The organism is Nocardioides sp. (assembly GCF_047606145.1).
Classification (GTDB): Bacteria; Actinomycetota; Actinomycetes; order Propionibacteriales; family Nocardioidaceae; genus Nocardioides.
This window is the reverse complement of the sequence record NZ_JASGET010000118.1, coordinates 65,215-87,443: the sequence shown is the minus strand read 5'-3', so window position 1 is coordinate 87,443 and position 22,229 is coordinate 65,215. Positions and strand designations below refer to the sequence as shown.

Genomic DNA, 22,229 nt, shown 5'->3' with positions numbered 1-22,229 from the left:
CGGCGATGGGACCTGCGAGAGGGTGGGACGAGCCATGGTGCAACTGGAGCCGAACGAGATCAGCGCCGCGACTCTGCGGATGAAGCGGGCGCACGGACACCTGGCCAGCGTGATCCGGATGATGGAGGAGGGCGCGGAGTGCGAGGACGTGCTCACCCAGCTCGCCGCCGTCACCAAGGCGCTGAGTCGTGCTGGCTACTCGGTGGTCGCGACTGGCCTACAACGGTGTCTGGAGTCCGAGGAGGGACTCGAGGGCGTCGACGCGAAGAAGATGGAGAAGCTGTTCATGGCGCTCGCGTAGCGATTCGGCGCGCACTCCTCACGGTCCGGACTCGCGCATGGCCTACTGCCCGTAGGTCGAGCGGAGGCCGGCGAAGAGGAGCTGGTTGATGCGCTTGCGGATGTGTCCGGTGAGCGCTTCGTCCGGCGGGTCTCCTGCGGCCAGAAGGGTGAAGCCGAGGCGACTGTCGCCGCGGCTGCCGGTGGTGAGATCGAGGACGACGCGGTCCTCGGGCCGCTTCGTCCAGAGCGAGGACCAGACCAGGTGGCGCGGCCGGTCGGACTCGATGACGGTCGGTGGCCGCTCGTCGTCGAGCAGGAGCAGCCATGCCCTGGTGCCGGTGGCCCTGGGCGAGGCGAGGTCGTCGAACACGATGTCGGCCGGTGCGGGCATCGGCCTGGTCCGGGCGCCGTACTCGATCACCCGATGAGGCTACGAGGTGCGTGGTGGCCTCCTCGTGACACCCATGGGCGCGGAGCCGCGTCCATCCAAGCCCGGCCGCGGTCAGGCCGGGTCAGTCGGCGGTGCGGTTGGCCCGACGGTCGGGCTCGTCGGCCTCGTGTTCGGTCGCCGCCCAGGAGGCAAGCAACCCGAGGTTGTCGGCGGACGGGGTGGCGGGCTCGGCGGTGTAGGCGGTGAGGATCAGGCCGGGGGCGGCGACCAGTTCCATGGAGTCGTACGCCAGCTCGAGAAGGCCGACGACCGGGTGGTTGAAGGTCTTGACGCCGCCGCGGTGGGCGCGGACGTCGTGGGCACCCCACCGGGTGCGAAACGCCTCGCTCCGCGTGGCGAGCTCACCGATGAGCGCGGTGAGGTCCGGATCGTGTGGGTTGCGGCCGGCTTCGGTGCGCAGCAGCGCCACCGCGACCGCGAGGGCTCCCTCGTAGTCGGGGTAGTAGCCGGCGGCGCGCGGGTCGAGGAAGTCGAAGCGGGCGATGTTGCCGCCGTGCGCCGGTTCGTCCAGGACCGGCGAATACAGGGCGCGGCCCAAGGCGTTGCTGGCGACGATGTCGAGGCGGCCGGTGCGGACGAAGGCGGCGGCGCCGCTCATCGAGTCGAGCACCCGCTGCACGCTGGGCGGCACCTGGTCCTTGGTGCGTCCGCGCGGTGCGCGGACCGGTGTGGCGGCACGGGCGAGGTTGAACAGGTGCTCGCGTTCGACGTCGGTGAGTCGGAGGGCGCGAGCGACGGCGTCCAGGACGTCGTGGGAGACGCCCGCGATGTGGCCCTTCTCCAGCCGGATGTACCAGTCGGTGCTGACCCCGGCCAGCACCGCGACCTCCTCTCGGCGCAGCCCCGGGACGCGACGGCGACCACCGGTCGGCAGTCCGACCTGCTCGGGGGTCAGTTTGGCGCGTCGGGTCGCGAGAAAGTCCCGGACGTCGGCTCGGTTGTCCACGCCCTCAACGTTACGAGCGCCCGTCGGGGGAGGGAGGTTGCGTCAGTACCCCCCGCTGAGTCGACCTCCCACGCCTGCGCGCGGCCGGATGTCCTGGACGGGTGAGCTCGTGCATCGCGACGATCCGTCAGGCTCGATTCGACGCATGACAGCGCGGGCGGGCCGTGGCAGTGTGGAGCGATGGATGGCCGGAGCCTCGTCCGGCCGCGATGTCCGGAGGCTGCTCGATGACGAACCCAGGACCCGCGTGGCCGCGCGAGGCGCTCGACGTGTTCTCCTCGGCGGAGGAGATCGAGGTCGGTACTCGTCGCCACGACGGCACCCTTCGAGGCCTCGTGCCGATCTGGGTCGTGGCACTCGGGGGCACCCTCTATGTCCGGTCGTACCGCGGCACCGGCGGAGCCTGGTATCGACATGCCACGGCTGACCCACTCGGTGTCGTTCGGGTCGGTGGCCGTCAGGTCGATGTCGTCTTCAGCCCGTCCGGCTCGCGGCAGCGAGACGCGATCGACGCCGCCTATCGAGCCAAGTACGCCCGCTACCGCGACACCTATCTGCCGGCGATGCTCGCCGAACAGGCCGTCGCCACCACGCTGCGTCTCGACCCGGCCTCCGGGACCGGCATCTGAACGACGTCAGCCGACGACTTCGGAGAAGGAAGAGCGCCTCAGGCGGGGAACGCTTCTGTACGCCGGTGACGTCCGACTCGACACCCGCCGACGACCGACGTCGGCATCGTTGAAGGGGTGGGCGGCGACGTCACCGCGATCCGCGCCGAGATGGCCGGTGCCGGGTCGTCGCTTCCTGCCGGACCTGATCGGTTGATCCTCGCCCGGCAGCACCGACCCCGGTAGGGTCTTCGACCTCATCCTGCGGCTGGAACAGGTGGCCGAGGGATACGCAGCGATGGACGAGCGTCGCGCGATCAAGACGCTACTGCGTCCCTGAACGGCCGGCTCGCGCCCGGTGAGCGCACTCATCGAAGCCAACAGAGTTGCGCGACGCAGTGTGAGAATCTTGGGTCGAGTCATAGCGTGAGTAGTGGTTCTTCGCCGCCACGGTCAAGGGTGCGCGAGCGCGTCTGTGGCATGTCCAGGGATCCTGACAGGTGGAGCTCGGGAACCGGAGCAGCGCTCGGCGGGTCTTGCACGAGCCGTGCCTCGAGGACGGCGACAACTATTGGGTCGAGGTGGTCGGGTGATGGGCAGCAGAGAAGAGGTTGACGGGGTTGCCGGTGCCCTGCATGGGAGCGAGACGCCGAGCCGGGTGAGTCAGCGTCAGGTCGACGGTGTCGTGGCAACGCACCCATCGAGCGGGACCTCAGCTGAGACGCAGGTCTTCGTCCGGGTATCACCGGCCTCGCCGGCTCCGTGTTCGGGGGAGAAGGAGTCGCGCGCCGAGAACGGCGCGGCGGGTCCCATCGTCGTCTGTGGCGGGGAGTAACCGTGTCGGGTCGCTCCTCGATGCCGGAAGGCACGGCTTCGTGGTGGTCGGGAACCGTCGATGTCGTCTATGACTGCTACGGCCTGGGGACGTCACGGGGCGTTCCCGAGACGCCGGAGCAACTCGCGGCGGGACTGCTGGTGGGCCGTGGTGGGGTGTTGGTGACCACCTCCCGGCACGCCATCGAGGTCCGGCTGCGGGTCATACCGGAGCGCGGCCCAGATCCGGACGGATCGCGGGCCTCGAGGGCACAGGCGATTGTGGATGTGCCCGCCTCCGGGTGGGCTCTGTACACCGCTGACGGTCCGGTGCCTGAAGCGCCCAAACCATTGCTCGGGCCGGGACGGTGGCTGCTCACCCTCGATCGCGAGACCGTCGACGACGTCGGCTGCATCGATGGCCACACCCTCCATGTCCACCCTCTGGACGAGACCGCGCGCGGCTTCATGCCCCCATTCGTTCCTCGGGCCCCACGCAGGCATATCCGGTGGCGGCCGGGACCAGGCACCTATCACGTCCTCATCACCCGAGCCGGCGACCACGATGCGGCCCCTGACGACACCGATGTCGAGATCGTCGTCCAGGAGCGGCAAGGCGAATGGTGGCTGGACCGGGACGGGGAACGGCTCATGCCGCTCGGCGAAAAGTGGGAGACCCGCCGCGGCTGGGCCCTCGGGCCGGGCGAGACCGTCAGCGTCACCGATGCACGAGGGACTCCGATGCCGGAGGTTCCGACACCGTTCGCGGTCGGTCCAGCCAAGGTCCGCCTGGCCGAGCAGAACCGCGAGGTCGGCGACATCGTCGACGCGGGAGACGGTGGGCGGTGGGTGCTCCCAAGCGAAGACAGCTATCGCCTCGAGGTCGTCCCGGGCGACGGCTGACCGGCGCACGCTCGTAATCAGGAGTTGCTCTGCACCGTGATGGCTCGGCAAGACCAGCGCTGGCGACGTTCGCCGTCACGACTGCTACCGGCCGGAGCACCAGAACGCCCCTGAGACTCGGTCTCGGGGGCGTTCGTGCAGGTCAGGAACCTGCAGTGCTTGTGGGCAGGGGCGGGGTCGAACCGCCGACCTTCCACTTTTCAGGCGGACGCTCGTACCAACTGAGCTACCTGCCCAAGCGAGGCCAGAGACTACCGGAGGTCGCTGGCCTGTCACCAATCGAGGCCGTCGCCATCGAGCACCTGCCGGGCCACGGCGGCCGGCCCGCGCGGTACGGCGAGCGCCACTCATACGCCGCACGGGCGACTTTGGTGCGCCTCGGCGCCGCACCCTATGCTGAGCGATCGGGCCCCCTTCGTCTAGCGGCCCAGGACCCCGCCCTTTCACGGCGGTAGCGCCGGTTCGAATCCGGTAGGGGGTACGAGACGCACGGGGTTCAAACCCTCTGCCGGAGAAGATCCGGCGGGGGTGCGAACCCCGTGCTTCTTTTTCGCCCAGGTCAGGGCGTTGGCGTGGACCTCCGGGTCGAGGAGCGTCTCGAACGGCGCGGTGAGCGCGGGCCTGATCGCGTTGCCCTCGTCGACGTAGATCTTCTCGAAGAAGGCTTGGTTGCACATCCGGCGAGTCACGTCGTCGCAGCGTGCGTAGAGGCCGGAGATGTCATCGAGTACCTCCAGCGACTTGTCCAATGTGTCGGTGATGGCGGCGTACTCGTTGTGGTCCTGTTCGAGGCGGCTGCTGATCTGGTCCAGCTCGGCGACGATCCGTGACTGCTCCTTCTTCAAGAGGTTCAGCGGAATCGCGTCGGCATAGTGGGCCTGGAGGAGTCTGAGCTGCTCGGCCTCCAACTGGTCACGGTAGGCAGTGAGATGTTCGAGCTCCTCAGTCTCGGCCGCCATCATGCGGTCGAACTCGGAGCGGAGCATCCCCGAAAGAGCGTCCCGGTGAGTCGGTGTGAGTCCGACGCCGGTGTAGTAGTCCTCGATGAGCTTCTCAACCATCTCGATCAGCACGGCCGGTCGGGTGCAGTCGGTTCGCTTGGAGTGTCGCCCAGCGCAGACGAAGTAGGGATAGACGTTGCCGTGCCTGTTCTTAGCGTTGGTGACGATGAGGCGGGAACCGCACTGGCCGCAGTAGACGCTGCCCTTGAGGTAGTGGTTGTGGACTTGTGTCGCGTCGGCGGCGGTCTTATGAGCCGCCATGACCGACTGGACCTGATACCAGACCTCGGGCGGAACGAGGGCATTGTGCTGGCCCCGGTACAGAACGCCTTTGTAGACGATGTTGCCCTTGTAGTACGGATTGGTGAGCATTCGGTGGACCGACGAGACGACCAGCGCGCCGGCGGGTCGACGCGGTGTCGGGACAGATGCGAGGCCGCGGTCCTTGAGTTCGTCGGTGATCTGACTGACGGTCCAGTCGCCGGAGGCGTATGCCTTGAAGGCCCACTCGACGAGCGGAGCACGCTCGGCGTCGACAGTCACACCCCGCACCTCCCGCCCCACGTCGTCGCGGAAGATCGTGTTCAGGTAGCCGATCGGTGCCTTCCCAACGGTCCCGCCCTTGGCGGCCTTCTGGCTCATGCCCTTGACCACCTCGGTGGCCAGATTGCGGGAGTAGAACTCCGCGATCGAGGACATGATCCCGTGCAGCAGCATTCCCGAGGGAGTCTCGTCGATGTTCTCCGTCGCCGAAACGAGCATGACGCCGGCATCGCGCAGCGCGAGGTGGATGGTCACGTCGTCGGCACGGTTGCGGGCAAGTCGGTCGACCTTGTGGACGATGCAGTAGGCGACCCTGTGGGTCTGGACGTACTCGATCATCCGCATCAGGTCGGGTCGGTCCGCCGTGCGAGCTGACTCGCCCGCGTCAATGAACTCCTCGATGATCGTGGCGCCGATCGTCTCGGCCTTGCGATGGTTAGCCTCTCGCTGGGCGGGGATGGAGAAGCCTTCGTCGGTTCCGCCTTTCTCGGCCTGCTCCTTCGTGGAGACGCGGAGATAGGTGACGGCAAGCGCTGATCCGCCGGCAGGGCCGGTGAAGGCACTAGTGCCGCCGAACGGCTGGGTGGTGCTCTGGTACATGGGCATGTCCTCACTGGTGTGACGATGCCTCGGTTGGTCGTTGACCAACGGGGGTGTCGTTCGTGAGGAGAGCCACTGAGGGCTGTAGGGCACCGACTGTGTATCTGTCGGGTTCACTCGGCCTGGTCGAGAGACAAGGCGCTTAGGCCACGACGCCCCACGCGGGGCGGGATTGGTTCCTAACGACATCATCCTACCTTCGCCGGCCGACAGGGAGCGTCAGGACGCCGCCCGTGCAGGCCGGAAGGTCGACGGCGACACGTTCGCTCGTACGTTCACGCGAGTCCGCCCTGCGTCTTCCAGAGCGAGCCGGACCATCAGTTCAGCGATCCGCCGCAGGTCCGGCTCGTCTCGGTGGACTGCGTTGATCGTGAGCTTGCGACTCGGGCGATCTCCTGATCGCTTGGGTCCGTCGGTCATCGGGGGTCTCCTCTCTTTGTGGTCGCCAGGAAGGTGCGCTAGGCGCTCCGCGTCATAGGCCAGGTCCGTAGTCCGGCCCATCGTGCGAGTGGCCCGGAGGTCGGTTGCTGTCGGTCTCGGGGACGGACGGGGGAACCACGCGCTTGGTCGCCGAGACGTGATCCCGGAGTGTCTGTACCGTGACCGGGGCCGGTACGTGCGACGAGACGAACGTGGGTGCAGCGGGTCTCTCGCGGTTCTCGTCCTGCATCGCAGCCAACGCGGTCTCGACGGGTGGCGAGCTGCTTCTCTGCCTGGTCGAGGGCCTGGCTGTGCTTGAAGGGCTGGCCGATGCGTTGGGCCGCCTCTGTCTTGGACCGCTCGGCCTTGTCCAGGTCTTCATGGACGTGGGTGAGCAGCGTCGGGATGGCCGAGACGCGGTTCTCGATGCGCTGAACGAGGCCCACTCCACCAGCGAGGAACTCGCGCTGGGTGAGGGTGAAGGAGGAGCGAGGGACACCGACGAGGCTGGTGGTGACGTTGAGGATGCCCATGCCGGGGCTGGTCTTGACTTCGATGTCGAAGCCGCTGATGTTGCCGATGACGCCGTACTCCTGGCCGCGGTAGGTGGGCATCCACTGAAGCCGGTTGGCCTGTATCCAGCGTTCAAGCGCCCCGGCGGCGTCGGCGCGGGAGGTGTAATGGCGGCCGTCGAGTGTGATGCGGAAGCGGTCCCCGCTGGTGTCGGTGACCAACGGCACGGCTGCTTCGAGGGCGGAGATGTGCTCGGTGAACCGGGCAATCTCCTCGTCGGCACGGCGCTCGGTGTGGGCGAGCATGTTCTGGTTGCGTTCGTGGGCTCGTTGCAGCCGACGGAGCTCGGCGACCTTGCTGGTCAGGGTGGAGTGCTCCAGCAGCAGCGGGTTGCCAGAGCTGAGGGCCTTGGCTTCGGCGGCCGAGAGGGCACCGGGGTCGATCTCGTCGATCTCGCGGGAGTCGAGCCGGCCGCGCATGACCTGGGCGATGAAGGTGGCCTTGCGTTCGATGGTCTGCCACATGAAGGCATCGAAGGACCGTTCGGTGACGAACCGGACGATCGCGATCTCCTCGTTCTGGTTGCCTTGCCGCAGGATGCGGCCGTCCCTTTGGGCGAGGTCGGCTGGTCGCCAAGGGCAGTCCATGTGCCACAGCGCGACCGCGCGGGCTTGGACGTTGGTCCCCACGCCCATCTTCTCGGTCGAGCCGATGAGAACTGAGATGTGCCCGGCTCTGGCTTGGGCGAACAGGCGGGCCTTCTCTGCGTCGTTGCTGGCCTCGTGCATGAAACGGATGCGATCACCGGGAACACCGCGCTCGTTGAGTTGCAGCGCGAGTTCGTCGTAGGCGTTCCACCTGTCGGGGTTGGGCGTGCCGATGTCGCAGAACACCAACTGGAGCGCGCCCTTGATCGGTGAGGGCTGGCCGGTGAGCGGGTCGAGGTATTCGTTGTCCCGGGTTCGTTCCCACACGGCGGTGATGGCGTCGGCAGCGACGTCGACCTTGGTGGGACCGGAGGGCCGGTCGGGCAGCACCATGCGGATGTCGAGGGCGGCTTTGCGGCCGTCGGTGGAGATGGTGAGCATGTTGTCTTCCTCGGGCCGGACCGCCTTGTTCGCCACGGCCTCGGCCCGTTCGCCGAGCTGTTCCACGAACCGTTCGAGTTCGACGGTCGGCTCGACCGGGACTGTCGCAGCAGCTCGCTGGCCGTCGTCGCGCTCAGCGAGGGCCGGGATGGGAAGGTCGAGGTCGGCGGCGGTCTTCACGTCGGCGAACACCGACCACATCCGCAGCATCTCGGGGACGTTCTGGAACTTCGCGAACCTCGTCTTGAGCCGGAACGCGCCGGTGGGAGACATCTCCATCTGGGTGACCGTCTGCCCGAAGGTCGCCGCCCAGGCATCGAAGGAGCCGATGCCGGCGGCGTCGAGGAGGTCGGGGCGCAGGTAGCGCTGCATCACGAACGCCTCGGTCACGCTGTTGGCGATCGGGGTCGCGGTCGCGCCGGTGACCACCCGGGAGCGGCCGGAGGCGCGCAGGTGCTCCAGCTTCATGTGCAGGTCGGCGGCGCGGGCCGAGCCGTCGATGGCGGCGTCGCGGATGTTGGAGTCAGTGGCGAGGTTCTTGTAGAGGTGCAGCTCGTCGACGCAGAGGTAGTCGATGCCGGTGTCCTCGAAGCACACGCCCTCGTCACGGCTGGTGTCGATGCGTTCCTCGAGTTTGCTCTCCGTCTGGAGCAGCTTGCGCTGGATGCGCTTGACCGTCATCGCCTGCCCGGCCTCGGCGTTGTCCAACACTGCCCGGAGCTGGTCGACCTGGGCACGCACGTAGTCGTCCTGGGTCGCCTGACGCAGAGGGATCTTGGCGAACGCCGTCTGGGTCAAGATGATCCCGTCCCAATCGTTCGCTGCCGCTTTGGCGACGAACTCGCGGCGCTTCTCCGCTGACACATCCGAAGACGACGCGGCCAGCACGCGGGCTTGCGGGTAGATCTGTAACCACTCCCTGGAGAACTGCTCCAGCATGTGATTCGGGACCACGATGACCGGCTTGTTCACCAGCCCCATGCGCCGCATCTCCGAGACCCCGATGATCATCTCGGCGGTCTTGCCAGCACCGACCTCGTGAAACAAGCCAGCCGAGGGCTCCGCAATCATCCGAGCTACCGCTGCCCGCTGGTGCTGACGCGGCGTGAACCCCTCGGCCACGCCGGGCAGGGTCAGGTAGTTCCCTGCATCGGTGTAGTCGCGCAGCACGATGGAGTTGAAGCGCCGGTTGTATTCCTCGACCAGTCCGCGTGCGCGTTCGGGTTCCTCCCACACCCACTCGGCGAACCGCTCCGAGAGAGCGTCGGCCTTCTCCTGAGCGGCGGTCGTCTCGACCGGGTTGAGAACGCGGCGCTTGCGGCCGTCGGCGTCCTCGAATTCGTCATGAACCAGTACAGCCCGCTGTTCCATGACCGCTTGGGCGATGTCAGGCGCGGGACGCCGGACGGTGCCCCATTCGCTCGTCGACAGCAGGCCACCGCGTCCGCCCCGGACCTCCCACATGCCCGGCAGCGGGTTCTCGACCTTCACGTCCTCGACGCGGAGCAGCTCGTTGAGGAACGCCTGGTGGACCTCGGCGCTGATCCACACCGCGCCGAGTTTCGCCGTGATCTCGTCGGCACCCAGGGTCGGTGGCATCACCGCCTCAAGCGCCCGCACGTTGACCTCGAACTCCGGCTCTTCCTTTGTCACGAGACGGGCTTGGTCGAGCTTGGTCCGCACGTCACCCGACAGGTACTCCGGTGCGTGGACGAGCGTCTTGGTGTCGGGGTCGGTGAAGACCAGCCCGGCCAGTGCCTCACGGGCGTCGTCCCCACCGAGTCCGAGAAGGTCGGAGATCATCGGCAGGTCGACGCCACCGGTCTTGTCGAGGCTGACCGCTATGGCATCGGCTGGGGTGTCGACCCCTTGGACCTCGGGACGCGGTGCGACGACGCGGCGACTCATGATCGCGGCGGGGGTGGCGACCTGCTCCACGTCGTCGAACTGCTCCAGTGCGAGCACCAGCGCACCGAACGGGTCGGTCCGCAGCAGCCGGATCGCCGGGGGCACGATGCGGGCGTAGGTGTCCTCGCCGTTCTCGTCCATCCGCCCAGTCGGCCGCAGGGTGAACCGGTTGATGGGTCCCCACCGGCCCACGTACTTGCGGTAGTCGCGACTCAGCGTTGCTCGCGCGGCGGTGATCTCCTCGGTGTCCTCAGCGGACGCGCCTTCCAGCGTCAGCAGGTGGGAGGCTTGGTCACGCAGCTCCAGCAGGGCACGCAGCTCGCTGGCGGCGTTCTTGGGCACCTTGACCGGCTCCAACAACCCATCAGCGACGGTGGCGAAGGTGCCGTCGGGTTGACCGACGAGGCTGCCCGCCCACAGGTCTTCGGCCGCGACCCCGCCGGTCACCGGATGCCCCCGCCCCCTCGCCCCGGCTGCGGGGTCGGGTGCGGTCATGGTCAGGTCGTTGCGGCGGGCCGTGAACATGATCTCGTCGAGGGCCTGGGTGAGGTCGTCCTCCAGGCCGTCGAGGTTCCCGGTGACACGCAGCATCGGGACGCCGTAGGTGCCGGTCCCTGTGCTCACTTCGCCGAGCATGTGGTCGGGATGGGCGTCGAAGTAGGTGTTGATCTTGATCTCGTCGTTCCCGATCTGAACCTGGACTACCTTCTCCCACTCCGGTGACCGCACGGGTTCGCCGGGCAGACGGCGGCGGAACAGCAGCAGGTCGGTCAGCACCGTTGTCCCAGCGGCACGCTGGAATGCGCCGTTCGGCAGCCTGACCGCGCCAAGTAGGTCGGCCATCTCAGCCATCGCCCGGCGGGCTCCGGGGTTCTGGGAGTCCATCGTGTAGTGGCTCGTCAGCACCGCGACCAAGCCACCGGGTCGGGTCAGGGCGAGGGACTTGATGATGAAGTGGTTGTGCATGGAGTGCCGTCCGGCACCGTGGCCCGGGTTGTGAATCGGGTCGTGGAGCTTCACGTCCGAGAACGGGACGTTGCCGATCGCGGCATCGAACGTGCCGGTGCGGATGCGGGTGTCGGCGAACGACTCGGTGCGCACCTGGGCGTGCGGGTACAGCGCCCGGCTGATCGCCGCGGTCAGCGGGTCGAGCTCGACCCCGGTCATCCGGGCTCCGGTCGGTGCCATGCCGATGAAGGTGCCTGCGCCGCTGCCGGGCTCCAGCACGGTGCCGGCGGTGAAGCCGAGCGAGCCGAGTGCCCGCCACATCTGGCGTACCACCAGCGGGTCGGTGTAGTGCGCGTTCAGGGTGGTGCGCTCAGCCGCCGACCACTCCTCGTCGGTGAGCAGGCCACGCAACTCGTGGTGTTCGGCGGTCCAGTTCTCCTTGCTGGTGTCGAACACGTCGGCCACGGCACCCCAACTCGACCAGCGGGCAAGAGTCTGCTGTTCCTCGGCTGTTGCTGGGCGCTGCTCGTCGGTCAGGGTCCGTAGGACGCGGATGGCCTCGATGTTCGCGGCGTAGCGGGCCTTCGCGCCCGACGGGGCGAGGTCGTCCTGACTGGCCGGGACGAAACTCGGTGCAGGTGCCGGGTCTAGCGGACGTCGCGGAGGAACCGGAGCGTGGCTGCCTCGGCCATCGTCGCCTGGTTCTCGGCGAGGAAGCTCCGGGGAATCGGTGCCGCCGCCAAAGAGGTCAAGAACTCCGGTGTCACCGCCCAGGTCTTCGCCTTGTCCTCCAGCTCCGCTGCCGAGGGCATCAGGTCCGGGCAGTCTTGAATCCGCTCCGCCCAGGAGATCAGGGCCTCGTCGGAGGGACGGGTCTGCTCCCATTCCTCCCGGGCCTCGGCCAAGGTCAACTCCGGTGCCGGTGTCCACACCAGTTGCGCCATCACGACCTCCTCCGCTGTCCGGGTCGCCGCCTGGAGCCGGGCGACCTTCTGTTTGTAAGTCTCCCTCTCCGGGTCCGGCCCAGCCAACAGGCGCGCCAGATCGCTCACCTGCGCCTGCACCTGCTCGCCCAGGTTTGTGAAGAACGCCTCCGGGTCCTTCAACGCCCGCACCCGGCTCGGTGCCCAGCGTTGCCAGTGCGTCATCGCCAGTCGCGCGTACCGGTTCATCGCCATCCACCTCCTGTGCCGGCCCGTATTGGGCCGGCTCCTCGCCCCACAGGTCGAGGGTCAGCTGGCCCTCGACCTCGTGCCGTGAGCGTCCACGAGCCATCACTCACTCCCTACCTGCCGCCGTCCCGAGACCCGCTGCTCCCAGCGGTCTGTGCCTGCTGCTGGACGAAGGCGTCGACCCGCTGCTCGACGCGACGCCGTGCGGTGAGGTCCTCATTGACGAACTGAACGAAGTCCTCGTCCCTGTTCTCGATCACCCGCTCGAGCGAGGCTGGGGGCAGCGGCTCACCGGGCCAGATCGTCTGCCGGGTCGGGCGGTCATGGTCGAGCCGCGTTCCCGCGGTGGAGACCCATTCGCGCAGCCGGTTGCGGGCCTCGGCGAAGTCGTGATGCCACGCCAGCGGCGCCGAACCCGACGCGTCGGGGTCGTAGCAGGCCAGCCAGTGCAGGTGGAGCGCAGAGAGTTCCCAGATCAGCTCGTCATGGCGGTGCCAGAACGGCGGCAGCACCGCCGGTGGCAGGCCGTAGGTACGACGCAGCCAGTTGACCCATTTGTCGAGGTCCAGCCACTCGGCTCTCGCCTCGTCGGCGGTAAGGAGGTTCCAGTTGACCGGCCGTACCTGCTGCTCCTCAGAGCTGCCGTAGTAGTCCGGCTCGTCCAGGTGCGGGTCGGGGAAGTGATCGGTGGTACCCATCGAGGTCGTCGTCGGGGTGTCGTCTGGTCTCACAGGCCGATGGCCTGGCTTGCGGGCTGCGCGCTCGACCGCGGCCCGTTGATCTCGGCTTGACGCGCGGGGCCTTGGTGCGTCGGGGACCGGTCAACGGCGTAGCGGGTGCGGGCGAGGTCGTGGCCGATCCGACGCGCCACGAACTCCTCCCGCGGGACGTATTCGCCATCGCGCTCGACCTCGTACTCGTGGGTGTAGCCCGAGGCGACGAAGCTGTCGCCCTTGTGGAATCGGCTGTTGGCTCGCTCGGCGCTGGCGCCGTAGATCACGAGATCGTGGTAGCTGGGCTCCAGCGGAGTGAAGGTCCCGTCGGTCTCCTTGCGCGCGTGCTCGACCCCGACGCGCATGTAGCAGCGCGCCACGTTGTCGCGTGTGCGGGTGAGCTGGGGATCGGAAGCAACGAACCCGGTCATGCTCATTTGGGTGGGGATTGACATTGGGTGCTCCTGCTAGACGTGCAACGCCCCGAGTGGGCGCCGGCTCTCGCCGGTCAGGTGCGCGCAAGCCCCCAAGGCAGCATCGTTCAGAGACCGAGGCGGGGGTCGGGCGGTAGCGCTTGGGCGGTCCGGGTCGCAGGAGGAGACTGCGGGCGCCTCACACCCCGGCGCTCGACGGAGTACCTCGTCCGGCCCGAGTCGTGACCGATCTGCTCGGCGACGAACTCCTCGACCATGCCGTGTCCGTCGTACTCGTACTCATCGACGTAGCCAGAGGCCACGATCGCGTCGCCAGCCCGGATGACTTCGTAGGCGCGGGCCGCGCGGTCGCCGTACATCACCAGATCGTGCTGGGTCGTTTTCGGCGATCCGCCCCACGAGTCGGGCGGTGCTTCGTGTCGCACCTCGATACGGGCGAAGAAGCGGGCAGGGCCCTTGCCGATGACGGTGAGGCGTGGATCGTCAATCACCACACCGTGGAGGCTCGCTGCGGTCGGGATCACCATGCTGTCGGTCCTGTCATGTCTGCGCCTTCGCTCTCAGCGGCAGCGGAGTTGCTCTTCGACGAGTCGGCGCTCATCGCGGATGGCGGCGGCGTCAGGGCGATCGGTCCATCGACGCAGGTCGGTGACCAAGGGAGGCGCACTGCGCAGGAGCACCAGGGCGGTGCCGAACGGGAGGGTCCTGATGACTTCCGGTGGCATCACGGGGACCCGGCGGGTGGAGCGTTGCAGGGAGCGGGAGCCGTAGTCGCCCACCGAGATGGTGTCGGTGTGCTCGTCTCGTTCCCCGATGAGGGCGGAGAGGTCTTGCAGGTCGCGTGCGGCGGCGGTGCCGCCGAGGATGACCTTGACGATGCTCGCGTCCCAGATTGCTCCGGCCGCGTGGTCGCCCCACTTGTCGCGGGCCTGGGACAGGGACTGGAGGACTGGCATGGTGGTGATCCCGGTGCCGCCGCCCTCGGCCATCAAGGTGGGCAGGGATGGCAGCGGTGAGAGGTTGCCGATCTCGTCGAGTGCCAGCAGTAGCGGGGGGTCGAGGCGGGCTCCGGGTGAACCGGCGGCCAGGTGCCGTGCGGTTTCCACCAGGTCTTCGATGAACGCGGCCACCAGCGACCACGACGCGCCAGCCCCGGCTCCGGTCGCGAGGAGGTAGAGCGTCCCGTTGGAGGTCAGGAACTTCGTTGGGTCGAAGTCCTCACCCGGTGCGGGTGTCACCGCATCGAGAACACGCGGGTCAGCCAGACACGACAGAGCGAGCGAGACACCCATCCAGATCGAATCGCGCGTGCGGGGGTCTGCATGGATCATCGACTCCAGCGAGTCCGCCCATCCGGGTGCCGCGTCCGGGTGGCTTGACAGCACCGCGACGGCGTCGGCCGCCGCCGATGGTGAGAGGATCCACCCGAACAGCTCCCGAGGGCTGCGCTGGTCCAACGCGGCAGCGTGGAGCAGAGCTTGGAGCGCGGTTCGGGTCTTGCCCTCCCAGAACCCACCGGACTCCACCCCGCCCGTCGACAGCCCGGTCGCCGAGGCCAGTCCAGTGGCCCGGATCATCGCCGTCAACGGGTCTTGGCATCCCCGTACCGGGGACCAGCGCAGCCCGGCGGGGAGGCCGTCGGCGAGCCGCTGCGGGTCGAACACTGCAACCGGACCCCGGTCACTGCGGGCGGTGATGGTGGCGGCGATGTTGTCCGGTCGAGTTGCGGTCGTCACCACCGCGCCGGGTGCGTCGAGGATCGCGTTGATGACAACATGCAGGCCCTTCCCAGAGCGCGGTGGCCCCAGCAGCAGGATCGAGTCCTCCACCGATGCCCAGACGCCCCTGCCGCGAGCGCGTCCCAGCAGGTAGCCGACGTCGGGAGCTGTCGGCTTCGCCAGGGAGGGGCGCAGCGTGTGGGCGCGTTTGAGCAGAGCCTTCTCTGAGGCCGTAGCCGCTACATCGCGGCCCGTGGCGACGCCCGCGAGACGGTGCGGGTCACGCGATGACTTGTGACGCGCCCCCGAGACCAATCGCCAGCAGCCGAAGGCGATAGCCCCCACACACGCCAGCAGCGCGGCAACGGTCGGCCAGTAGATCCACGGCGATAGTCCGGGGGCGCCGAACGCCTCGCCCGGTGCGCCTGCGTGGGTCAGGACGCCAAGCCCTGCGGCGATCCCGCCGGTTGGCATGGGGTTGCCGGTGACTACAGCGGCGACCGTGCCGCCCAGCCACAGGACGGCGGCGACGGCTGCTGCTGCGCCGACCAGGATCAGCCCGAGGTTGACCAGCTCGTCGTCGACGCCGCGTCCGCGCGGGTTCACGCTCTGCTCCCGCTGACAGCGACGAACCCGGACGAGCGGCCGACCAGCACGACCGTTCCCGGCCTGGACGCCAACAGTGCGGCGGGCAGGCGTAGCCGCGCACAGCCGTCGGGGCCAGCAGTCTGATGGGCGACCACCACCGCGACCGCGACCTGCTCCTCGGGGTCGAAGCCGCTGCCCCCGACCTCAAGGCGGCCACCAACCTCCGCCACCGTCGACATCATGGGCGCCTCGGTCACCGGGGTCGCTGACTCCGCGTGTAGGGGTCGAGGCGTCACGATCTCGGTGAACACGGTGCCGTCGGTCTCGCGGACCTCGACGCGGACCGCCTGGGCCAAGTCGCTGGTGACCCGCTCGACCAAGCCGCCAACCGCCGTACGCCCCGCGCTCAAGTTGCTGGGAAGCGGGTAGGGCTTGCCGTCGAGGTTCGCCGTTAACCGGGCATCGTCCGGGCCGGCGTCGGTGCCGTTGATGGTGATGGTCAGATGTGGGAGGACGACCGGGACCCGATCAGCGACTCGGTCATGAGCCTCCCGGTGGTGGCGTCGGGTCATCACAGCGCCACCGCCTCAACGCTGGGTTTGCTGACGGCGTGCGTGGCTTCAGCGGTCGGTCCTGCCTTGACACCCAGAGGCTTCCGTCCGCTTGCGTGCTCGCGTGCAAGCGCTTCGCGGTCTAACCCCGGTGGGTTGCCGTCGCCGACCATCGGGGTGTCGAGCTGGTCGAGAATCTTGACAGCCGTGCCGCGAACCCGCTCGGCCGTGGATTGCACGACCTCGGCAGGGGTCTTGCCTGGCACGCTGGAGGCCCACGAAGCCACGTACGGGATCGTGTAGTCGTCGGTACCCAAACCGTGTGCGGCGCCGACCATCAACGCGACCGACTCGGCTTCGACCTCCGCGACGCCTCGGTGCATTACCGCGTCCTCGTTGTCCGGGCCGTGGAGCATGACATGGCCGAGCTCGTGCGCGAGTGTCTTGACCTGCGCCGCGGCGTCCATGTCGATGCGCACCGAGACCTCGTGGGTCAGGTAGTTGGTCAGCCCGTTGGCTCCGCCGATCTCGCTCGCACTGGCGACGACCCGCAGATCGAACCCGCGCGCCTGGACCTGGGCAGCGAGGCCGTCCCACAGCCCTTCTGGCGCCTGACCGTGGAGCAGGACCGGGCGCGGGGTCTCCGGGATCGGGTCGCCGTCGGTCTGAGACACGTCGAAGACGTAGGCAGGTCGGAGACCGACGAGCTTGGATCGCACGACCTCGCCCCAAGACGGCTTCTCACCGCGCCCGAGCCGCCTCCACGAATCGTCGATCTCGGGGGTCGGGGAGGCGAACCGGGCCGTGACCGGGGCGAGAATCTGGTAGCCAGACTGCCCTCGCATCACATTGCGGCCCATGCTGAGCCATTGCTTGAACCCCGCGACGTAGGTCGGCATCGGGTCGGGCACGAGGCCCTTCTGGAACGCGGCGTAGTGCTGGACGTAGATCAGCAGCGTGTTGTTGAAGGACCGGGATCGGAACCGCGCCGCGAACTCGAGTGCTCGCTTCCAGTCCTCGCCCGATACCAGGCCGTTGACTGCTTCGGTCAGCCGCTGATGCAGGGCCTCCAGCTTCGCGTCCTGCTCTTCGCGGCTCAGCCGCGCCCTCGTCGCCATCAGGTCCTCCTGCTCTCGGTGCGTTCCAACGCAAGGTGCGCGGCAAGATCCGCCGCTGCGAGGCGTGGCTGTGGCTACTAGGTGAAGCAGGCGCCGCTGATGCAGTCGATCGAGAGGGCTGCTTCGTCGAAGAGGACGCCTTGCCCGGCGTCGACCTGACGCTCAGCTTCGGAACGAAGGTCGACCTCGCGGAGCGGAACACGGTCAGCGTGCAGGAACATTTGGCCGGCGAACGCCGCACCGCCGCGAGCGTTGAAGGCTCCTCCGTTGCGGATGTGTTCGTCCAGCAGGCACGCGCGTTCCCACAGCTCCGGGTGTTCCGACTTCAGCGCTGCCCACCGGGCGTTCCGTGAGTTCGGGCAGAACCAGCAGGCACTCCTGGGCGGTGTCGGGTGCCCGTTCTGCGCGAACCACCCGATGGTGTCGCTGCGGCGGAACGAGAGCCCGAAGTCCTTGATGAGCGGCCAAACGTTGACCTGCCACGGATCGAAGCCGCCGCAGTCACACCGATCACATGCTGGCCTGTGACCGCTCACGTCGTCGGTGTTGTCCTTGCCGCGTGGAGACCGAAGCCGGGAGTGACCGCAGCGACACTCCGTGCTCTCCTTACAGCGCGCTATCTCATCCACGGAGAACCCGAGCCATTGCTCGACCCGTGTCCGCTTCCACGCTCCTCGGCCGCCGCCCCGCTCGTTGGCCAGCCGTTTGACCTCCCGTGTCACCACCCGACGCTTGTAGTCGTAGGAGCAGCGATAGCCGAGCACCTTCCCGGCGCTTCCGTCCGGGTTGAGCACATGAGCGGGTGGCGTCGGATTGCTGGACGTGCGCACCGGCGACAGCAACGCCTCCTCCAACGAGCCCGCCGAGACGCGGATGAACGGAATGCCTGCACGGTCGAGATGGGACTGGACGTACTCGGCGTACTCGTAGGTCTCTGGCAGCTCGCCGTGGGTGTCCGCGAAGATGACCGCGTTCAGTCTCGGAAGTTGGCCGGCTGCCGACATGAGTGCCAGCGCCGCTGACTGTGTGCCGCCCCCGTAGGACAGCACCCGCAGGTCAGGAAGCCGTTTCATCGCATCCTGGCCGTGGTGTCGAAGAGTTCTAGCTCGGCAGGATGGAGCTGGTGCTGGCAGACGAACGAGCGATCTTTGATGCGCCACAAGCCCTGCCCGGTTCCCAACGTCGGAAGCAGTTGCCGCTCGGTGCCGGTCAGCCCGAGCGCATCGGCAGTTGCGCCCAACTGGTCGGATTCCTGGCGGTAGATGATGCGCGTCTCCGCGTTGGCCAGCAGCGAGGAGGCGAGTGCTCTCATTGCCGATCCTTGGTCGCCCACGGTTTCGAGGTCGCTGAGCTTGTGGAAGATCAGCATGTTTGCGATGCCGTAGTGCCTGGCCAACCTCCAGTGTGCGTCCATGCGTCGCAGCAGCGCGGGGTGGGACATGAGGCGCCAGGCTTCGTCGTAGATCACCCAGCGTTGTCCGCCGTCGGGGTCAGCCAGTGCGGACTCCATCCAGGCCGAAGCACAGGTCATCAGCACCGAGATCAAGGTCGCGTTCTCGGTGACCCGCGAGAGGTCGAGCGAGACCATTGGCAGCGTTGGGTCGAACCGCACGGTCGACGGCCCGTCGAACAGGCCGGCCAGGTCGCCACCAACGAGACGCCGCAGCGCGTGCCCGACGAGACGGCCATCCTCGGCCAGTCGACCCTCGCTATCGTCACGCTTGTCGGGACTCAGGAGCCGGTCGACCACCATCGGCAGTAGCGGAACCTCGGCGGCACGCACAGTGCTGGCCAGAGCGACGTCGATGGCCGTGTGCTCCAACGGCGTGAGCCGCCGGTCGAGGACGGTCTCGGTCAAGGCCCCGATGAGGTCGCGTCGACGAGCCGTGACTTGCGCAGCCCACTCAACATCGTCGAGCCCGGCAGGCCGGTAGCCCTCATCGAGCGGGTTGAGTCGTGCGGGCATTCCGTGCCCCAGCTCTATGGCCATGCCACCCACGGCCCGCGCGACCGCCGTGTGCTCACCTTTCGGGTCGCCAGGCACGTAGACCCGCCGTCCGAACGGGAGGGAACGGGTGTAGAGGCTCTTGGCGAGCGCTGACTTGCCAGAACCCACGATCCCGGCCACGACGACGTTGGGCGCGGTGATGAGTCCGTTGCGGTAGAGCACCCACGGGTCGTAGACGAACGAGGCTCCGCTGTAGAGGTCTTGTCCGACGAACACCCCGTCAGAGCCGAGTCCGCCCTCAGCGACGAACGGATACGCACCGCCCCAGGTGGCCGAGGTGTCCTGATGGCGAGGCAGCCGCAAGCGGCCGGATGTCCGAAGGGCCGCCGGGCCGGGCTCCCCGGAACGTGGCAGGACCGTCATCGACCGACGTTCCGCCGCCAACTTCTCGGTCTTCTGCGTCGCGCTCGCCTTGCGAGCGTCGCGGTCCTCCGTCAGTAGCGACTTGGCTGACGCCTGCCGAGCTCGCCGGTCACGACGCCGCTCCCGACGTGGGGCAACCAAGACGGCGCTGTGCAACCGCTCGTCATTCCACTTGGTCACAGCGACAGTCCGTGGTCGACCGCGGCGCTCTGGCGCGCTCCGTGATCGGGGAACTCTCGGTGGTAGCGAAGGACTGCCTCGGCCTCGTGCGCACTGTTGATCGACTCCGAGACCTGGTGCAAGACCTCGCCGGCACGGTGGAGTTCCCACGACACCCGGTAGGCCGTCGACCTGGCCTGTGTCGATTCGGCAGGTACCCAGCCGCCACTCTTGGCCGGACCGTCGTGGAACGCTGCGATCTGATGGAGGGACTGACTCAGCGAGGCAACGGCCGACGTCAGCGATCCGAGCATGGAGTAGATCTGGCGCGGGTCGTCGATGGAACGTGTCGCGTGCGCCAGAGCCCTGAGTGCAGTCTGGACCTCGTCGGCGTCAACCGCCGGGTTCTCGAACGTGGGCATCTCGGTCTCCTTCTCGATGTGGTCGAGAAGGAGGTGCGCTTCGACCCCCTGCGAAGCGAAACGTCAGTAGATGCCGAGGTTGGCCAGTCTGTAGCCAGGGAGTTCCGCGAGGAGGCGCAGCGCGAGCGGACGGTCCTGCTGGCGTGCTGTCGCGAGCTGCTTTTCGTCACTGTCTAACTCGCGGAGGAACCCGAAGTGGGCGTTGATGGTCGCGTTGAGATCGTCCAGCGACGGTGTGGGCACAGCCAAGGCGCCGATGTCGTCAAGGTCGACTTCGGCGACTCCTCGCGTCCGTAGCCACTGGTCGGGATCAAACGACCGAGGCTCGTGGCCCGGCCGCCACGCGCAGGTCGCAGACGAGACGCCGTGCGCGTCGACCCATATCTTCAGCACCGCGAGTCGCCGGATGAGATCGGTGTCCAGGACACCCACGTCGCGCTGGTGTGTGGCCAGCCATGCGAGGTCGTAGAGATCGCGTGCGGTCGTGGTGCGGTTCAGCCGCGAGACTTTCTCTGCGATGTTCTCCTCCAACCGGATGACTTGGAGTTCAGGCTGGCCGGGCTCGCCGTAGGTGTTGTGAACAGGCATGGGAACCCAGCCACGTCGAACCGGTGTGAGCCACGGCGGGGGCGAGACGTCGATCTTGCTCGCCAACCCCGATTCCTCGTCATTCAGGTCGCTGTCGATGGTCAACCACCATTTGCCCCGGCGCTCTGCGATCCCATAGGTGAACGGCCCGACGCGCAGCCCTTCGATCTCGCCGATGAGCTCGAGGACCACGGTGTCGGGGTCGGAGGCGGGGTCGGCCACGCTGAAGTCGAGATCAAGTGAGAAGCGTCCTTGGTTGCCCGCATAGAGCTTCCGCAGCGACGTGCCTCCCTTGAACACGAGTGCTTCCAGCACGCCGTGCTGGTGTAGTTCGCGTAGGAGCAGGTCTTGGGCGATGTCGATCTCGGCGGCTCGTCGACCATCGACGCCAGCACCTGGTGGCGTGTGCCGACCGAGCCAGCCCAGGGTCAGGGTGATCGGGCCGCTGGTCATACGTTCGCTCCGGCGACGGATGCCAGACTCCGGGGGTCGAACGGGAGGAGGGTGTCTGCGATCTGCCAGTGGCTGTCATGGCGGATCACCTTCTGGCGCGGGCCGAACCAGGTCTTGGTGCTTGGACCGGCGATCTTCTCAGCGATGTCGGGGCGCAGTCCTTGGATCAGGTAGCCCAGCCGTGCTGTCACCGTTGCCGGGCGCTCATTGAGCTCTGTCAAGACATCGTCTGGCGTGGCTTCGGCAACGAGGTCGGGGAGCCACTCCAACGCACTCGTCCAGGACCGAACGTCGGTCGGGCTGCTGGCCATGTGGGCCAGCACGCTGGCAGGTCGAAGCACAGGCACCCCCTTGAGCGTGACGTATCCGAGCGTTGGGTCGAAGACGGACACGTCCAGCCCGTCGGGCAGCTTGCGCGCTTCACGGGCCGACTCAGCGGCGACTTCCAGCCGGACAGGAGCGCGATCCGCGATGCCGTGTGCCCACGCGGCCGCCTGGAAGGTCAGTCCGCAAGCCACGTCTGTACGTGCGAACACTGACCGCAACAGACGGGTGTGCCCGCCGCGACTAACGGCTCCAGCAGTGGCACCGGGGGCGAACTCCCAGACCCCTCTCTGACCAGTCGGAAGGAGCCAGCCACGTTCGCGTAGGCGAGTTGCCACCGTGCGAGTGGCTGTGCCAACGCCGGACGCCTTGACGATCTCGTCTAGCTTCGCGGTGGTGACAAGATCGGCGGCCTCCAGTTCGAGCTCGGCGACCACGGGTGCCAAGGATGGCGGGATGGAGCGTGTCATAGCGCACCTCCTTGCCTCTGATTTGGACGCAAACACGTTCTGCGTGACACCAGTATGTCCTTGTCGCAGAGGAGTGTCAATCGTGACAACTTTGCCTCTGATTCGGATGCAAATGCCACTGCCG

Annotated in this window: 19 protein-coding genes, 2 tRNA genes and 1 pseudogene; 5 read left to right on the top strand and 17 right to left on the bottom strand. The window is 67.7% G+C overall.

Translation table 11 applies throughout. From position 1 onward, the window contains the following. The first annotated feature begins 34 nt into the window (after window positions 1-34). Window positions 35-301 (top strand): metal-sensitive transcriptional regulator, encoded by a 267-nt coding sequence (locus tag QM638_RS15470; protein ID WP_415143221.1) that lies wholly within the window; start codon window positions 35-37, stop codon window positions 299-301. Between the two features lie 42 nt (window positions 302-343). Here QM638_RS15470 and QM638_RS15465 read toward each other — a convergent pair whose 3' ends face one another. After that, window positions 344-703, bottom strand: a complete 360-nt coding sequence (locus QM638_RS15465) for a hypothetical protein (protein WP_415143219.1) — start codon at window positions 701-703, stop codon at window positions 344-346. Window positions 704-794: 91 nt separating this feature from the next. Beyond that, window positions 795-1,679: a helix-turn-helix transcriptional regulator gene (locus QM638_RS15460; protein WP_415143217.1), complete on the bottom strand. Its 885-nt coding sequence runs from the start codon at window positions 1,677-1,679 to the stop codon at window positions 795-797. A gap of 227 nt (window positions 1,680-1,906) precedes the next feature. On the opposite strand from QM638_RS15460, the gene QM638_RS15455 reads away from it, so the two are divergent. Continuing rightward, window positions 1,907-2,308, top strand: coding sequence for a DUF2255 family protein (locus tag QM638_RS15455; RefSeq protein ID WP_415143215.1), 402 nt, complete (start codon window positions 1,907-1,909; stop codon window positions 2,306-2,308). A gap of 834 nt (window positions 2,309-3,142) precedes the next feature. Next, entirely contained in the window at window positions 3,143-4,003 is an 861-nt protein-coding gene (locus tag QM638_RS15450; RefSeq protein WP_415143213.1) for a hypothetical protein, read from the top strand. Window positions 4,004-4,165: 162 nt separating this feature from the next. Here the strand turns inward: QM638_RS15450 and QM638_RS15445 are convergent. Then, window positions 4,166-4,239, bottom strand: a tRNA-Phe gene (locus QM638_RS15445). 172 nt (window positions 4,240-4,411) lie between these two features. On the opposite strand from QM638_RS15445, the gene QM638_RS15440 reads away from it, so the two are divergent. Continuing rightward, a tRNA-Glu gene (locus tag QM638_RS15440) sits at window positions 4,412-4,484 on the top strand. A gap of 91 nt (window positions 4,485-4,575) precedes the next feature. Further along, on the top strand, window positions 4,576-4,833 hold the full coding sequence (locus QM638_RS15435; protein ID WP_415143211.1) for a hypothetical protein: 258 nt from the start codon (window positions 4,576-4,578) through the stop codon (window positions 4,831-4,833). Between the two features lie 264 nt (window positions 4,834-5,097). Here the strand turns inward: QM638_RS15435 and QM638_RS15430 are convergent. The 14 genes and pseudogenes from QM638_RS15430 to QM638_RS15365 form a co-directional block, all read right to left on the bottom strand. Next, window positions 5,098-6,147, bottom strand: a pseudogene (locus QM638_RS15430) (recombinase family protein); the annotation flags it as partial. Between the two features lie 458 nt (window positions 6,148-6,605). Continuing rightward, on the bottom strand, window positions 6,606-11,489 hold the full coding sequence (locus QM638_RS15425) for a helicase-related protein (RefSeq protein WP_415143210.1): 4,884 nt from the start codon (window positions 11,487-11,489) through the stop codon (window positions 6,606-6,608). 182 nt (window positions 11,490-11,671) lie between these two features. Continuing rightward, window positions 11,672-12,196 (bottom strand): hypothetical protein, encoded by a 525-nt coding sequence (locus tag QM638_RS15420; protein WP_415143208.1) that lies wholly within the window; start codon window positions 12,194-12,196, stop codon window positions 11,672-11,674. Between the two features lie 113 nt (window positions 12,197-12,309). Beyond that, on the bottom strand, window positions 12,310-12,894 hold the full coding sequence (locus tag QM638_RS15415; RefSeq protein WP_415143206.1) for a hypothetical protein: 585 nt from the start codon (window positions 12,892-12,894) through the stop codon (window positions 12,310-12,312). A 29-nt stretch (window positions 12,895-12,923) separates the two neighbouring features. Then, on the bottom strand, window positions 12,924-13,364 hold the full coding sequence (locus QM638_RS15410; RefSeq protein WP_415143204.1) for a single-stranded DNA-binding protein: 441 nt from the start codon (window positions 13,362-13,364) through the stop codon (window positions 12,924-12,926). An 86-nt stretch (window positions 13,365-13,450) separates the two neighbouring features. Continuing rightward, window positions 13,451-13,870, bottom strand: a complete 420-nt coding sequence (locus QM638_RS15405; protein WP_415143202.1) for a single-stranded DNA-binding protein — start codon at window positions 13,868-13,870, stop codon at window positions 13,451-13,453. A 33-nt stretch (window positions 13,871-13,903) separates the two neighbouring features. Then, entirely contained in the window at window positions 13,904-15,667 is a 1,764-nt protein-coding gene (locus QM638_RS15400) for a type IV secretory system conjugative DNA transfer family protein (protein WP_415143200.1), read from the bottom strand. Further along, window positions 15,664-16,221, bottom strand: coding sequence for a hypothetical protein (locus QM638_RS15395; RefSeq protein WP_415143198.1), 558 nt, complete (start codon window positions 16,219-16,221; stop codon window positions 15,664-15,666). The genes QM638_RS15400 and QM638_RS15395 overlap by 4 nt, the downstream gene beginning before the upstream one ends. Further along, window positions 16,221-17,318, bottom strand: coding sequence for a serine/arginine repetitive matrix protein 2 (locus QM638_RS15390; protein ID WP_415143196.1), 1,098 nt, complete (start codon window positions 17,316-17,318; stop codon window positions 16,221-16,223). Before QM638_RS15390 ends, QM638_RS15395 begins: the two co-directional genes overlap by 1 nt. 77 nt (window positions 17,319-17,395) lie before the next feature. Further along, complete coding sequence (locus tag QM638_RS15385; RefSeq protein WP_415143195.1) at window positions 17,396-18,391, bottom strand: hypothetical protein; 996 nt, start codon at window positions 18,389-18,391, stop codon at window positions 17,396-17,398. Continuing rightward, window positions 18,388-19,689: a VirB4 family type IV secretion system protein gene (locus QM638_RS15380; RefSeq protein ID WP_415143359.1), complete on the bottom strand. Its 1,302-nt coding sequence runs from the start codon at window positions 19,687-19,689 to the stop codon at window positions 18,388-18,390. Before QM638_RS15380 ends, QM638_RS15385 begins: the two co-directional genes overlap by 4 nt. Window positions 19,690-19,865: 176 nt before the next feature. Beyond that, the gene (locus QM638_RS15375) at window positions 19,866-20,270 is read right to left on the bottom strand and encodes a hypothetical protein (protein WP_415143193.1); all 405 of its coding nucleotides are present in this window, start codon (window positions 20,268-20,270) and stop codon (window positions 19,866-19,868) included. A 63-nt stretch (window positions 20,271-20,333) separates the two neighbouring features. Further along, window positions 20,334-21,311: a nucleotidyl transferase AbiEii/AbiGii toxin family protein gene (locus QM638_RS15370; protein ID WP_415143191.1), complete on the bottom strand. Its 978-nt coding sequence runs from the start codon at window positions 21,309-21,311 to the stop codon at window positions 20,334-20,336. Next, window positions 21,308-22,105, bottom strand: coding sequence for a type IV toxin-antitoxin system AbiEi family antitoxin (locus tag QM638_RS15365; protein WP_415143189.1), 798 nt, complete (start codon window positions 22,103-22,105; stop codon window positions 21,308-21,310). Before QM638_RS15365 ends, QM638_RS15370 begins: the two co-directional genes overlap by 4 nt. Window positions 22,106-22,229: the final 124 nt, after the last annotated feature.

Bases quoted from the DNA above. Each gene is read 5' to 3' on its own strand.
- QM638_RS15375 (WP_415143193.1), bottom strand. From the start codon at position 20,270: ATGCCCACGTTCGAGAACCCGGCGGTTGACGCCGACGAGGTCCAGACT.
- QM638_RS15410 (WP_415143204.1), bottom strand. From the start codon at position 13,364: ATGTCAATCCCCACCCAAATGAGCATGACCGGGTTCGTTGCTTCCGAT.
- QM638_RS15390 (WP_415143196.1), bottom strand. From the start codon at position 17,318: ATGGCGACGAGGGCGCGGCTGAGCCGCGAAGAGCAGGACGCGAAGCTG.
- QM638_RS15380 (WP_415143359.1), bottom strand. From the start codon at position 19,689: ATGACGGTCCTGCCACGTTCCGGGGAGCCCGGCCCGGCGGCCCTTCGG.
- QM638_RS15385 (WP_415143195.1), bottom strand. From the start codon at position 18,391: ATGAAACGGCTTCCTGACCTGCGGGTGCTGTCCTACGGGGGCGGCACA.
- QM638_RS15405 (WP_415143202.1), bottom strand. From the start codon at position 13,870: ATGGTGATCCCGACCGCAGCGAGCCTCCACGGTGTGGTGATTGACGAT.
- QM638_RS15415 (WP_415143206.1), bottom strand. From the start codon at position 12,894: ATGGGTACCACCGATCACTTCCCCGACCCGCACCTGGACGAGCCGGAC.
- QM638_RS15420 (WP_415143208.1), bottom strand. From the start codon at position 12,196: ATGAACCGGTACGCGCGACTGGCGATGACGCACTGGCAACGCTGGGCA.
- QM638_RS15470 (WP_415143221.1), top strand. From the start codon at position 35: ATGGTGCAACTGGAGCCGAACGAGATCAGCGCCGCGACTCTGCGGATG.
- QM638_RS15455 (WP_415143215.1), top strand. From the start codon at position 1,907: ATGACGAACCCAGGACCCGCGTGGCCGCGCGAGGCGCTCGACGTGTTC.
- QM638_RS15450 (WP_415143213.1), top strand. From the start codon at position 3,143: ATGCCGGAAGGCACGGCTTCGTGGTGGTCGGGAACCGTCGATGTCGTC.
- QM638_RS15370 (WP_415143191.1), bottom strand. From the start codon at position 21,311: ATGACCAGCGGCCCGATCACCCTGACCCTGGGCTGGCTCGGTCGGCAC.
- QM638_RS15395 (WP_415143198.1), bottom strand. From the start codon at position 16,221: ATGACCCGACGCCACCACCGGGAGGCTCATGACCGAGTCGCTGATCGG.
- QM638_RS15365 (WP_415143189.1), bottom strand. From the start codon at position 22,105: ATGACACGCTCCATCCCGCCATCCTTGGCACCCGTGGTCGCCGAGCTC.